This is a genomic window from Kocuria sp. PD6 (assembly GCF_031844145.1).
Lineage (GTDB): Bacteria > Actinomycetota > Actinomycetes > Actinomycetales > Micrococcaceae > Kocuria > Kocuria marina.
In genome coordinates this window covers 1-13,892 of the sequence record NZ_JAUZUS010000017.1, presented here as the reverse complement: position 1 = coordinate 13,892, position 13,892 = coordinate 1, and the positions used below count along the sequence as shown (strand labels likewise).

The window sequence follows — 13,892 nt, the reverse complement described above, 5'->3', positions numbered from 1 at the left end:
CCCGGACCCTCCCGGAGGTCCATGAATAATGAACGGCATGACCCAGGACGCGTTCGGTGAACTGCTCGACAAGCTCTACTACGGGGCGCTGGACACCCGTGACCGCGGGGACAAGTTCGAGCGGCTGATGCGGTCCTACCTGCTCACGGATCGGGCGTACTCGTTCTCCAAGGTATGGCTGTGGAACGAGTACCCGGAGCGGGGCAACCGCTCGGACATCGGCGTCGACCTGGTGGGTGTCCGCGCGGACACGGGCGAGAAGGTGGCGATCCAGTGCAAGTTCAAGGATCCGGACAAGGTGATCGCCAAGGGGGACGTCGACTCCTTCATCTCCGCGTCCGCCACCGCTGAGTTCGGCGAGCGCCTGATGGTCTCCACGTCCCGCAAGGAGCTGGGTGGCAACGCCCGCAAGACCATCGAGAACCTGGACAAGCCATGGTCCACGGTGGGGCTGGATCAGCTGGCAAATGCCCCCATCGACTGGTCCCAGTTCAACCTGGACCAGCCGGAGCACATGGTCCGCACGGACGAGGGCAAGTCCCCGCGCCCGCACCAGCTGCAGGCCATGGCGGCGGTCAAGGAGGGGTTCGAAAGCCACGACCGCGGCAAGCTCATCATGGCGTGCGGCACGGGCAAGACGTACACCTCCCTGCAGATCATGCGGGAGCAGACCCCGGAGAACGCCACGGTGCTGTTCCTGGTGCCGTCCATCTCCCTGCTCTCGCAGACGCTCACGGAGTGGAAGCGGGATGCCTCCGAGGAGTTCCGGGCGTTCGCGGTGTGCTCGGACGTGAAGGTGGGCAAGAACACCGCGGACGACATCTCCTCCACGGACCTGGCGCTGCCGGCCACCACGAGCCCGGAGCGTCTGATCACGCAGCTCAACCGCTTTCCGGACTACGCGGGGCGCACCGTGGTGTTCTCCACCTACCAGTCCATCGACGTGCTGCACGAGGCGCAGCAGATGGGGTTCCCGGACTTCGACCTGATCGTCTGCGACGAGGCCCACCGCACCACGGGCGCCACGCTGGCCGGCCAGGAGGACTCGGCGTTCGTGCGCGTGCACGACCAGTCCTTCATCCGCGGTGCCAAGCGGCTCTACATGACGGCCACACCGCGCGTGTTCGACGAGAGCACGCGGAAGAAGGCGGAGGAGAACTCCGTGGTGGTCGCGTCCATGGACGACGAGACGCTGTTCGGCCCCGAGTTCCACCTCCTGGGCTTCGGCGAGGCTGTGGAGGGCGGTCTGCTCAGCGACTACAAGGTCCTGGTGCTCGCGGTGGACGAGGCCGCGATCACGCGCCAGTTCCAGGAGCTGCTCACGGACGAGGACGGCCAGCTCAGCATTGACGACGTCGCTCGCATGGTCGGCTGCTGGAAGGGCCTCTCCACCCGCGGTTCCACCCAGGGCGGCATGGACGACGACGCCGCTCCGCACCCGGGTGCCCCGGGTCCCATGCGGCGCGCGGTGGCGTTCGCCTCCAACATCCGCGAGTCGCAGCGGGTTGCTGACGCCCTGGAGCGGGTGAGCGAGCAGCTCGCCCAGGACAATCCGCAGGATCTGCTGCTGCGCGCTGAGCACGTGGACGGCACCATGAACGTGGCGCAGCGGGGCGGCAAGCTGCGGTGGTTGGAAGCGGAGCCCGAGCAGGGTGAGTGCCGCATCCTCACCAATGCACGGTGCCTGTCCGAGGGCGTGGACGTGCCCAGCCTGGACGCGGTGATGTTTCTCAACCCCCGCAACTCGCAGGTGGATGTGGTGCAATCGGTGGGACGGGTGATGCGCCGGGCCAAGGACAAGGACTACGGGTACATCATCCTGCCGGTGGGCATTCCCTCGGGGGTGGCTCCGGAGGCCGCGCTGAAGGACAGCAAGAAGTACAAGGTCATCTGGTCCGTGCTCAACGCGCTGCGCTCGCACGACGACCGCTTCGAGGCGATGGTCAACCACATCGATCTCAACCAGGACCGCGACGACCGCCTGGACGTGATCCCGGTGACCGTGGACGACGACTCCACGGTGGTGGTCCCCACCAACGAGCACGGCGAGCAGACCGTGCTGGACCTCCCATTCGAGAACGCGCAGGAGTGGCGGGACGCCATCTACGCCAAGATCGTGCAGAAGGTGGGGGACCGCGAGTACTGGGAGAACTGGTCCGCGACCATTGCCGAAGTGGCGGCCAAACACACCGAGCGGATCACCGCGCTGGTGACCCAGGACCCCGCCCCGGAGGTGGCGGAGCAGTTCGACACGTTCGTGACGGCGCTGCGGGCCAACCTGAACGACGGCATCTCGGTCACGGACGCCATCTCCATGCTGTCCCAGCACCTGATCACCAAGCCGGTGTTCGACGCGCTGTTCGAAGGCTACGACTTCGCGGCCCACAACCCGGTGTCCGTGGTGATGCAGCGGATGGTGGACACGCTGGCCGGGAACAACCTGGAGTCCGAGACGGCCACGCTGCAGTCCTTTTACGACAGCGTGCAGCGCCGCGCCACGGGGATCGACAACCCCGAGGGCAAGCAGCGGATCATCACGGAGCTGTACGAGAACTTCTTCACCAAGGCGTTCCCCAAGCAGGCGGATGCCATGGGAATCGTGTACACCCCGGTGGAGATCGTGGACTTCATCCTGCGCTCGGTGAATGAGCTCTCCCGCCGGCACTTCGGGGTGGGGCTCACGGATCGGGACGTGCATGTGCTGGACCCGTTCACGGGAACCGGCACGTTCATGGTGCGACTCATTGAGTCCGGCATCATCGAACCCCACGACCTCGCGCGCAAGTACGCCGAGGAGCTGCACGCCACCGAGATCATGCTGCTGGCCTACTACATTGCGGCCATCAACATCGAGGCCACCTACCACGGTGTGCAGGGCGGGATGTATGTCCCGTTCGAGGGGATCGTGCTGGGGGACACGTTCCAGATGTCCGAGGACAAGGATGTGATCGATAGTGAGGTGTTCACTGGCAACAACTCCCGCGCGCAGAAGCAGCTGGATGCGGACATCCGCGTGATCGTGGGCAACCCGCCCTACTCGGTGGGGCAGACCAGCGCGAACGACAACAACGCGAACCTGGCCTACCCCACGCTCGACGCCCGGATCCGGGACACGTATGCGGCACTGGGCAGCGGGCAGAACAAGAACAGCCTCTACGACTCCTACGTGCGCGCCATGCGCTGGGGCTCCGACCGGATTGGGGACCGGGGCATCCTGGCCTACGTGACCAACGGCGGGTACATCGACGGGAACTCGGCGGACGGCATCCGCAAGTCGCTGGTCACGGACTTCGACCGGCTGTATGTGTTCAACTTGCGGGGCAACCAGCGCACCGCAGGAGAACAGTCCCGCAAAGAGGGTGGCAAGGTCTTCGGCAGCGGAAGCCGCGCCACGGTGGCTGTTCTGCTCGCCGTCAAAGATCCCGCCCACACCGGGGACTGTGAGCTGCGCTACCGGGACATTGGGGACTACCTCTCCCGCGAGGCGAAGCTCGAGATCATCCGCACGGCGGGGCTGAACGACGAGGGCTGGCAGACCCTGGAGCCCAACGCCAAGGGGGAGTGGCTCAACCAGTCCACGGACGAGTTCCAGGAGTACGCGCCGCTGGGCGCCAAGAATGAGAATGACCGCGATGGAATCATCTGCCGGTCGTACTCGGCCGGTCTCAAAAGCGGGCGCGATTCGTGGTGCTACAACTACTCAGCCCGCCACCTGGCCAACAATATGCGGAGGATCGTCACTACCTTTAATGCCACATCGGCCTCGTTCGACCCCACAGGCCGCACGGCTGGGGAGATCCTCGCCCAGGCGAAGAAACACGCCGACTACGACCCCACCAAGATGAGCTGGAACCGCGGCACTCTGAACGACCTGGCGCGGCGCCGTAAATACACCTTTGACGAGGCCAAGATCGTGCGAAGCGCATACCGGCCGTTCAGCAAACAACATCTGTATTTCGACCGGTCACTCAACGACATGCTCTACCGGATGCCCTCCATGTTCCCGGCCCCGGAGCACGAGAACTACGGGTTCTACCTCACCGGCGTGGGGTCACACTACGCCTTCACATTGTTGGCCACGGACGCCATCCCAGACCTGCACCTGCTGGACACCGGGCAGTTTTTCCCCCGCTACACCTACGAACCCCTCGACACGCCTACCGGTAACGAGAACCCCGCGGAACTGAACCTGGGGCTGGGCGGGGGCGAGAGCTGCGTCGTCGTGGGCGGGTACCGGCGGCTCGACAACGTGACGGACGAGACCCTGGCGCGCTACACCGAGGCCTTCGGGGAGGGCGTGAGCAAGGACGAGATCTTTGCGAGCGTGTACGCGCAGTTGCACGATCCGGCCTACCGGGCGAAGTACGCGGCAGACCTCAAGCGGCAGCTGCCGCGCATTCCGCTGCCGGGCTCCGTCGAGGACTTCCGTGCGTATGCGGCGGCGGGGCGCGAGCTCATGGACCTGCACATCGGCTACGAGACCGTGGATCCGTATCCTCTCACGGAATCCCACAGCACGGGTGACGAGTCCGACCCCGCGTTCTACCGGGTGACGACAATGCGCTGGGGCGGCACGGGCAGGTCCAGGGACCGCTCGGTGATCGTGTACAACGGCAACGTGACGCTCAGCGGCATCCCGGGCGCGGCCCACGAGTACATGCTGGGCTCACGTTCCGGGCTGGAGTGGCTGCTGGACCGGTACCGGGTGAAGACGGACAAGGCGTCGGGCATCGTGAACGATCCCAACGACTGGGCGCTGGAGCACGAGAACCCCGCTACATCGTGGACCTCATCAAGCGCGTGACCACGGTGAGCGTGCGAACCATGGAGATCGTGAAGGGGCTGCCGGGGCATGAGTGAAAAAGAGGAAGAAATGCAAAAATGAAACTAAGTCCAGAGAGAAGGTTCAACGCACTTTTTGGGGTGTTTTGCAGTCCGGGCACCTCCTCCATCTGGTCTTTCATAGGATGCTTTTTCCTGTTTACTCTCAGTTCGCTCCTGCATCCGATTCGCATGCGGGGATACTTTGAAGACAATAGAATCGCAGTTCATTCGGACGAAAAAATACGAGTCCGCGTTGAAGTGGCATCGCTGGTTGAGAAGTTAATACTGGCGGGCTATAGCGTATTGGCATTATTAATACCAGTCAACCTGGGGGATAGGGCGTATTCGACGAATGTTGTGAACAATTTAGTACAGGATTTACCTTTTTATGGCTATGCCCTTTTGTTTTTAACGCCATGCATCCTTGGGTCTATTTTTATAACCATTCGGGTCAAAAGCATATCGAAAAATTTAGAGGACGCAGATTCTGGGAAATTTTTCAAAATGTATTTTATGGAGTTTGTTCGCTCCTACACCCCATTCATGCTGTGGTTCCTCGCTTTTGGGGCCGTTCTGTTCCTGATGGATGGGGTGGCGACTTGGGGAGAGGTGGCCGTTTTTCGAAATAATATTCTTGAAGGCGTCGATCCGAGGAGGAATTCCCCCAATTTTATGACCGATTTTACGCAACATTTTATACAAGGGTTTGTGGAAAATCTAACTAGAATTGTCCTGGTTCCATTCGCAATTATTTCATATGGATTCAGCGTTTCTGTATTCAGTATAAAATCGGGCCAGATCAAAGATGGTGCGAACTGAGTTCCGAGTAAGCCTGGGTCGCTGAATTAGGCCCCTGGGTGACACGTGCTCCCGGTATAAACTCATCCTGAACTGGTGATTGCGGCGAAAGTTGCAATTGTTTCAGAGGTGGGGCCGACGCCGGGCACCGCCCACCGCTGGCCCCGCCTCCTAGTGCCGCGTGGAACGAGCCGCTGCCGGGTCCCCGGCGTGCTCTCCGTCAGAATGGCCCCATGCCCAGCCACGTGCACCGCCCGGGACTCCGGCTCAAGGATCTCCGCGCCACACTGCGACGCGTGGGCCTGCCCCTCGTGCAGCTCTGCGTGGTGCTGGCCGCGTCAGCGTCCTGAACTTCATCGTGAGCATCGGCACGGATGCCACCTACCGCACCACGTTCCTCGAACGCGTGCGGGGCAAGGTCCGTCGCTGCATCGACGCGCGGGGCGAGTACAGGGCCCTGCGCGCAGGCACGTCACCGTCGCACGGCCTGACGACGTCGCACGGTGCCCCCTCGCACCCAGCCGACGGCGCGGCGTCGCCGGGTGCCGCGGCACCCGAAACGACCCCGGACACACCCCGGGCGCGGCCCCCAGAGGGGGTGCAGCGCCGTCGTCACCGTCTGTCATCCCCGGCGCGAACGCCGCGGGGCGCACCCTTGGGGACGTCCCCGGAGGGCCGCTAGGCTGAACGCGTGCACCCCGCAGAGCTGAGCCCGGCCACCCAGGACTACCTGAAGACCATCTGGCGGCTGGGCGAGTGGGAGCCGGAGCGGGTGACCACCACGTCGCTGGCCGCGCGAATGGGTCTGGCGGCCTCCACCGTGTCCGAGGCGCTGAAGAAGCTCACCGCACAGGGCCTGGTGACCCGGCCCGCATACGGGGTCGTGGAGCTGACCGCCGAGGGACGTGACGTGGCCGTGCACATGGTGCGCCGCCACCGCATCCTGGAGATGTTCCTGGCCACCGAGCTGGGCTACACGTGGGACGAGATCCACGACGAGGCCGAGGTTCTCGAGCATGCCGTCACCGACCGATTCATCGACCGTGTGGACGCCAAGCTCGGCCACCCGTCCGAGGACCCGCACGGGGATGCGATCCCCTCACGGGACGGGGTGATCACTCCCGCCCCGGCCGTTCCGCTCGGGGACGTCACCCACCCGGAGCCCGTGCGGGTCACGCGCGTCTCGGACGAGAGCCCCGAGACCCTGCGGGTGCTCGCGGAGGCCGAGATTCGGCCGGGCGCGGTGCTGCGGGTGCTTCCGGGTCCGGACCGCAGCGCCACGGTGCGCGTGCGCGTAGCCGGCGGGGGCACGACGCCGGGCGGTGACGTCCCGGGGGGCAGCTCGCCCGCAGCTCTGGCGACGCAGGGGCCACCCGACGTTGTGGGCACGGTAGCGTCCGGTGGGGTCACGGTGGAACTCGGCATCCTCGTGGCGGAGGCCGTCTGGGTGCAGGCCCTCACCCACGCGAGCTGAACGGGACAGGCGCTCCCCGGCCCGGCTGCGGACAGCATCAGGCTCGCGCTGGACCGAGCGGCGCCGCCTCGGACAGTGGGCTCCCCCTGCTGCGTCCGGCGCCGTCGCGGGCCCACAAGGTGAACAGCAGGTGGCCGGAACATGTCCTACCCTTGAAGGAACACGAATATGTAGGCGGCGGCACTCCGTGCCCGGGCCGCGGCGGTGCCGGCTGGCACCGGTGATCGAGGAGCACGAGGTCCACAACATGTCCGAGGGTTTTCTGCGTGCGAGCAGACGGCTGGGCCGGTGGACGGGCCGAGGGCTCTGCTACGGCCTGATCTGGCTGGGCCTCACCCTGCTGGCGGCCGCCGGGGTGATCCGGCACTACTGGGGTCAGATCTCCGTGGGGCAGATGCGCATGAACCTGGTGTCCGTGCAGACGGACGGCGGCGGCGGGTCGATCGTGTGGGTCTCGGTGCTGCTGATCGGCGTGCTTCCCGTGCTGCTGACCTTGGCGGTCGCGCTGGGCCGGTGGGTGTGGCGGCGCCGCCTGTCCGGGCACACTGCGCGCGCCCCGCGCGGCGTGGTCCGCTCCGTCTCCGCGATCGCGGTGGCGGCGGTGGTGGTGGGGGGTACCGCGAGCTTCGCGTCCGCGGTGGACCTGCCCCGCTACGTCAAGGCCGCCAAGTTCCCGCACGACATCGGATCGCGCTACGTCCAGCCCACTGTCACCGGGGACGCGGGCAAGCGCAACCTGGTGGTGGTCTACCTCGAGTCGGGGGAGCAGACCCTCGCGGACGACCAGCTGTTCGAGAAGAATGCGTTCAAGCCCCTGGAGGACGTCACCCGCGCGGAGGACGGCTGGCGCAGCGTCACCGACCTCCAGCAGTACGAGGGCGGCGGCTGGACCATGGCCGGGCTCACATCCACCCAGTGCGGCATCCCCCTCAAGAGCTCGGGGGAGGGCATCAGCTCGAGTGACATCGGCGCCGGGATGGAGCAGTACCTGGGAGGTGTCATGTGTCTGGGGGACGTGCTGCAGAACCACGGCTACACCAGCACGTTCCTGGGCGGGGCCAACTCCTCGTTCGCCGGCAAGGACGCCTTCCTGCGATCGCACGGCTACACGGAGGACAAGGGGCTCGCGGACTGGCGGGCCGCCGGCGAGCCGGAGCAGAACTTCCGCGGCGACTGGGGGCTCAGCGACGAGCGGCTCATGGCCCACGCGAAGGACGAGGTGGACCGTCTGCACGCCCGCTCCGAGCGCACGGGCCAGCCGTTCAACCTGTCCATGCTGACCCTGGACACCCACGAACCGGTGCACGTCTACGACTCCTGCGGCGTGGACACCCAGAACCAGGTGACCTCGGTGTTCGCGTGCTCCATGACGCAGGTGGCGGGCTTCATCGAGCACATGAGGGTCCAGGGCTACCTGGAGGACACCTCCGTGGTGGTCATGGGGGACCACCTCAAGCACATGAGCGCCGGGGACGCGTTCCACGAGCAGCTGGACCACCACCCCAACCGCACCATCTTCAACCGCGTGTGGGTCCCGGGGGAGTCCTCGGACCAGCCCCTGCGGGCGGGCGCGGACCAGCTGTCCATGTACCCCACCCTCCTGGAGGCGGCGGGGCTATCGGTGCACGACGGCGCGGCGGGCCTCGGTACGTCTGTCCGGCGGCAACAGCCTCCCCAGGGCTCGGCCCAGGCCATGGACCCGGAGGAGTACGCACTGCTGCTCGAGTCCCGCTCGGCTGAGTTCTACACCCGCGCGTGGAACCCGCAGGACCTGGTGCGCTGAGGGCACGGGCGGTCCGACCCCCGGAGACGGTTCCGGCCGCCCCGCCGAAACATCGCTTGAACGCGCTGAATCCCGTCCAGGGGTGGCCGGGGTCGTTCGCGGAGGCCACCCCGAAGAGGTCGGCCACGGGCTGACCCTGTGCTGCGGCGTCGCGCAGCGCCTGGACGATCAGCGGCTGGTTGGGGCGCAGCTTGCGCAGCGCGAAGTCCATCCCGGAGGGGGCGAACACCCATGTGGTGGGGGAGTCGTCGGGTAGCAGCGCGCTGACCACGGTGCCGCCCACCGAGCTCGTGTAGGCGGTGCAGCTCCCGGTCTCGCCCAGCACGCGGGCGGCCGTGCGCAGGGAGTCGGAGCCGTGCGCGGTGAAACCCCGGCGGCCCGCCGTGTGGTGCAGCAGCTCGATTACGGCGTGCGCGCCACTCGGGTGGGTGAGCACGGGGCCGTACGGCGCGTACCAGAGCCGCCCCGACCGTGAGGTCTCCTCAACGACCAGGGCGTGCCAGCCGGGCCCCGAGAAGAGGTGGGTGGCGGGGCCCAGGGCGGCCTGGAAGCGGTGCCATGGTTCGGACTGCAGCACGGCGGCGGGTCCGAGAATGGGGGGGGTTGGGGGCGGGTGGCGGGCGCTACGTGGACTGCCCAGCGGCTGGGGACGGGGTGGAGCGCTGGTCGACGTTCTCGAGTGCGGCACGGGGGCCCTCCATCGGGAATCGGGACCTGCTCATGGTCGACAACGAACGAGAGGGCGTGCAGTTGCACGCCCTCCCGCTCACGGCCCTGCTGCGCAGGGAGGCCACACCGCCGGGACGGCTCGGGGACGCCGCGTCGGTGAGTGCCGCCTCCGTGACGTCCCGCGTTCTGCGGTCTCAGCCGATCACTGAATCCACGAGCGCCTTGGCCTCCTTCTGGACCTGCGCCAAATGCTCCGCGCCCTTGAACGACTCCGCGTAGATCTTGTACACGTCCTCGGTCCCGGACGGCCGGGCCGCGAACCACGCGGATTCCGTGACCACCTTCAGCCCGCCCACAGTGGCGCCGTTACCCGGCGCCTCGGTGAGCTTGGCGATGATGGGTTCCCCGGCGAGGGTCTCCGCGGTGACCTGCTCGGCGGACAGCTTCTTCAGTACGGCCTTCTGCTCGCGATCGGCCGGGGCGTCGATGCGCTCGTACACCGGATCCCCGAACTGCTCGGTGAGTTCGGCGTAGCGCTGCGACGGCGTCTTGCCCGTGCGTGCGGTGATCTCCGCGGCGAGCAGCGCCAGGATGATGCCGTCCTTGTCAGTGGTCCACGCGGAACCGTCCATCCGAAGGAAGGACGCGCCCGCGGATTCCTCCCCGCCGAAGCCGATGGATCCGTCCAGCAGACCGGGCACGAACCACTTGAAGCCCACGGGGACCTCCACCAACCGGCGGCCCAGCGAGTCGGCCACGCGGTCGATGATCGAGGACGACACCAGGGTCTTGCCGATCCCGGCTTCCGGGGACCACCCGGCACGGTTGCGGTAGAGGTAGTCGATGGCCACGGCCAGGTAGTGGTTGGGATTCATGAGCCCGGCATCCGGGGTCACGATGCCGTGCCGGTCGCTGTCGGCGTCGTTGCCGGTCGCGATGTCGTACTTGTCCCTGTTGCCGATCAACGACGCCATGGCCGAGGGGGAGGAGCAATCCATGCGGATCTTCTCGTCCCAGTCCAGCGTCATGAACGCCCACTGCGGGTCCACCTCGGGGTTGACCACGGTCAGGTTCAGCCCGAAGCGCTCGCCGATCTCCTGCCAGTACGCCACGGACGCCGAGCCCATGGGATCCGCGCCGATGTGCAGCCCGGATTCCTTGATGACTTCGAGGTCGATGATTTCCGGCAGCGCGGAGACGTAGCTGTCCAGGAAGTCGAAGGTCCCGGTGGTCTCCGCGGCGGCGGCCTCCTCCAGGGGCATCCGCTCCACACCATCGAGGCCCGCCGCGATGAGGTCGTTGGCGCGGTTCGCGATCCACTCGGTGGCGTCCGTGTCCGCGGGACCGCCGTGCGGGGGGTTGTACTTGAAGCCGCCGTCCGTGGGCGGGTTGTGGGACGGGGTGATCACGATGCCATCCGCGCGGTCCGCAGGCTCGGAGGCGTTGTACGTGAGGATCGCGTGGGACAGCGCCGGGGTGGGCGTGAAGCCGTCCCGGGAGTCCAGCAGGGTGCGCACGCCGTTGGCCGCGAGCACCTGCAGCGCGGTGTCCTGTGCGGGTCCGGACAGCGCGTGCGTGTCCTTGCCCATGAACAGTGGCCCGGTGATCCGCTGCTCCGCGCGGTACTCCACGATCGCCTGGGTGATCGCGGCGATGTGGTGCTCGTTGAACGAGGTCTTCAGTGAGGACCCGCGGTGCCCGGAGGTGCCGAACACCACGCGCTGGTCAGGATCGTCCGCGTCCGGGACGCGGTCGAAGTACGCGGCCAGGAGCTGGTCGATGTCCACGAGGTCACTGGGTTGGGCGACGGTGCCCGCACGGTTGGTCATGGTTCAAACCTAGTCCCGATCGCGGCGCCCGTCAGTCGTTTTCCGCAGGTTTCCGCGCACCGCACGTCGGGGCCCAAACGGCCGGTGGCAGCGGGCTCGCAGCTCGCGCTCAGAGCAGGTGCCGTCAGGCCACCAAGGACGCGCGCGGCATGGTCGGCGGGTCCAACTGCGCCGCGAGCGCGAGCAGCCACGCCTCGGACGACGCCGCTCCCACCAGGTGCACGCCCATGGGCACCGGCCCGGGATAGTTGCCTCGCTCGGGTGTAGCCCACGTGGTGGGGATCGTGATCGCGGGCAGCCCCACCACGTTGATCAGGGAGGTCCACGGGGTGTACTGGCATTGCCGCATATAATCCTGCTCGGCACCGGCGGGGTCGGTGATGTCGAAGCCCTCGTGGAACCAGCCGATCGGGCGCGGGGGCATGGCCAGCGCCGGAGTGAGGATCATGTCGTACTGGGCATATTGGCTGATCACATTGGCCTCGATGTCCCGCAGGACCGCCACGGCATCGGCGAGATCCACCGCGGACCGTGTCAGCGCGCGGTCCCGGAACGCCCGGGCCAGGCCCGTGAGCTGACCTTCCTGCCCGGTTAGCGGCAGCTGCCCCATGACGGTGCTCCACAGCCGGAAGAACGCGTCCGGGTAGGCCGGGTCGTAGGAGATCCGGGCGTCGACGACGTTGTGCCCCGCCCGCTCGAGGCGCCGCACCCCGTCGTCGAGCGCGGCACGCGCCTCGGGTGATACGGAGATGTCGTAGGTCTCGTCGAAGGGCGACGCCGTGCTGACACCGATCCGCAACGGGCGCTCACCCCACGGCATCCGCCCGGCCAGGGCGGCGTCGACCACTGCCGTGAAGGACGGCTCGGGCGCGGCCCGGACGGGGCGGTCGATCCGATCGTGTCCGGGGGTGTGGCACAGCACGTCCATGAGCAGGGCGGCATCCCCGGCGGTGCGCGTGATAGGGCCGTTGACCCCCAGTTGTCCCACGTTGGACAGGGCGTCGTTGCTCGGGACACGCCCACGATTGGGTTTCAGGCCGATGAGTCCGCAGGCCGCCGCGGGGATCCGGATGGAGCCGCCGCCGTCGGAACCCACGGCCCCGGGCAGGATCCCCGCGGCCACGGCGGCCGCTTGACCCCCGGAGGACCCGCCAGGGGAGCAGTCCAGGGCGAACGGGTTGCGGGCCGGAGGGAAGGCGCGATTCTCCGAATAGCAATTGAGCAGGAACTCGGGGACCTGGGTCTTGCCGAGGATCACCGCACCGGAGGCTTCGAGGGTCGCGGCGAGCGGCTCGGATGCGGCGGCGGGCGGCACGGTACCGGTCTCGTCCCGCGTGGTCAGTGAGCCCCACGTGGTGGGCATCCCGGCGACGTCGTGCCCGTCCTTGAGCGCGGTGGGGATACCCAGCAGGGCGGGGAGCTCGGAGGCATCCTCCTCGGAGTCGCCTCGGGCGCTCGAGAGCCGCTCGTCCGCGCTGCGGGCCCGCTCGAGGGTGGCCTCTGGGGCCACATGGACAAAGGCCCCCAAGTGCGCGTTGAGCTCGGTTATCCGCTCGAGCGTCCGCCGGGTCAGCTCCTCGCTCGTCACCTCCCCGCGGCGCAGGGCGGCAACGGTCTCGGTCAACGTGGGGAAGTGTTCCACCGTGTCCTCCATGGCGTTCGGGACGTGTGCGGGGACCCCAGCCTAACCATTGCGCGTCATGAAGTTCTCAGAGCGGGGGCGGCGCTGCCGAGGACGGTCGGACCGACACTGCCTGGGAAAGGTTTTCGAGGACTCGTACCCGGGAATCGAACCAGTCCAACCCTCTGAGCTCCGTCATGATCGCCTGTTCGATCCCGACGCCAAAATCGCCGCAGTATGCTCGAATTTCCCCTCACGCATCACACCGAGAAAGTAGATCCCCCATGAAACGGTCGCTCTCCGTCGCGGTTTTGGCCTTCGTCGTGCTCACCGGGTGTTCCGCGAACAATGACGCCTCGGACACCGGCCAATCAAGCGTAGGCGCGCCCAGCCCCCAGGTGTACCAGGATGTGCAGAACTGGTCAGGCGCCGGTGATAACGGGGCACGATTCACCGCTACCGGTGAGGTGAAAGCGCCGTCCGGGGTCGAGGAAGCCCGCCAGTTGATGGGAAAATCGAACACTCCGCTGCATTTCCTGGCCGTCACCGTTGACAACATCAAGGGCGCAGACTCAATCACCACGCTGAAGGCGACTTTCACGACGCCGGCCGGTGACCTGGTCGAATACACCCCACTCGGCGACTACCTGAACGAATCGGAAGCGCCGGAGAGCTCGAGCGTCGATGCCACCAACCGGATCATCGAGGTGCACAACGCTTTCAGTTGGGATGAATACGAAGTAATTGCGGGCCAGAAGAAGACCGTCGTTCTCGCCACGGAGAGCGCGTACCCTCACCAGGTGACTCACGCGACTGTGGGAGAGGGCATAACCCTTACTCCCTCCGACCGATCCGCTGAAACGGACAGGGCCACCGGAGCCCCCGAGGCAAAGG

Annotated in this window: 7 protein-coding genes and 1 pseudogene; 5 read left to right on the top strand and 3 right to left on the bottom strand. The window is 66.7% G+C overall.

Translation table 11 applies throughout. The annotated features are described in order from the left end of the window. Positions 1-37 precede the first annotated feature (37 nt). The 4 genes from Q9R22_RS12460 (at position 38) to Q9R22_RS12445 (ending at position 8,879) form a co-directional block, all read left to right on the top strand. Positions 38-4,804: a type ISP restriction/modification enzyme gene (locus Q9R22_RS12460; RefSeq protein ID WP_311254283.1), complete on the top strand. Its 4,767-nt coding sequence runs from the start codon at positions 38-40 to the stop codon at positions 4,802-4,804. A 209-nt stretch (positions 4,805-5,013) separates the two neighbouring features. Next, positions 5,014-5,643, top strand: coding sequence for a hypothetical protein (locus Q9R22_RS12455; protein WP_165489812.1), 630 nt, complete (start codon positions 5,014-5,016; stop codon positions 5,641-5,643). 670 nt (positions 5,644-6,313) lie between these two features. Next, entirely contained in the window at positions 6,314-7,096 is a 783-nt protein-coding gene (locus Q9R22_RS12450) for a metal-dependent transcriptional regulator (RefSeq protein ID WP_131333445.1), read from the top strand. 247 nt (positions 7,097-7,343) lie between these two features. After that, positions 7,344-8,879: a sulfatase-like hydrolase/transferase gene (locus Q9R22_RS12445; RefSeq protein ID WP_131333443.1), complete on the top strand. Its 1,536-nt coding sequence runs from the start codon at positions 7,344-7,346 to the stop codon at positions 8,877-8,879. 121 nt (positions 8,880-9,000) lie between these two features. Here the strand turns inward: Q9R22_RS12445 and Q9R22_RS12440 are convergent. The 3 genes and pseudogenes from Q9R22_RS12440 to Q9R22_RS12430 all read right to left on the bottom strand — a co-directional run. Then, positions 9,001-9,315 (bottom strand): annotated as a pseudogene (locus Q9R22_RS12440) (GNAT family N-acetyltransferase); the annotation flags it as partial. 427 nt (positions 9,316-9,742) lie between these two features. Continuing rightward, positions 9,743-11,377 carry a phosphoglucomutase (alpha-D-glucose-1,6-bisphosphate-dependent) gene (pgm, locus tag Q9R22_RS12435; protein ID WP_131333441.1) on the bottom strand — a complete coding sequence of 545 codons (1,635 nt, stop codon included), beginning with the start codon at positions 11,375-11,377 and terminating at the stop codon, positions 9,743-9,745. A gap of 124 nt (positions 11,378-11,501) precedes the next feature. Continuing rightward, on the bottom strand, positions 11,502-13,019 hold the full coding sequence (locus tag Q9R22_RS12430) for an amidase (protein ID WP_131333439.1): 1,518 nt from the start codon (positions 13,017-13,019) through the stop codon (positions 11,502-11,504). 263 nt (positions 13,020-13,282) lie between these two features. Here Q9R22_RS12430 and Q9R22_RS12425 point away from each other — a divergent pair. Beyond that, on the top strand, positions 13,283-13,892 hold a 610-nt coding region (locus Q9R22_RS12425; protein ID WP_311254282.1), incomplete at its 3' end, for a hypothetical protein.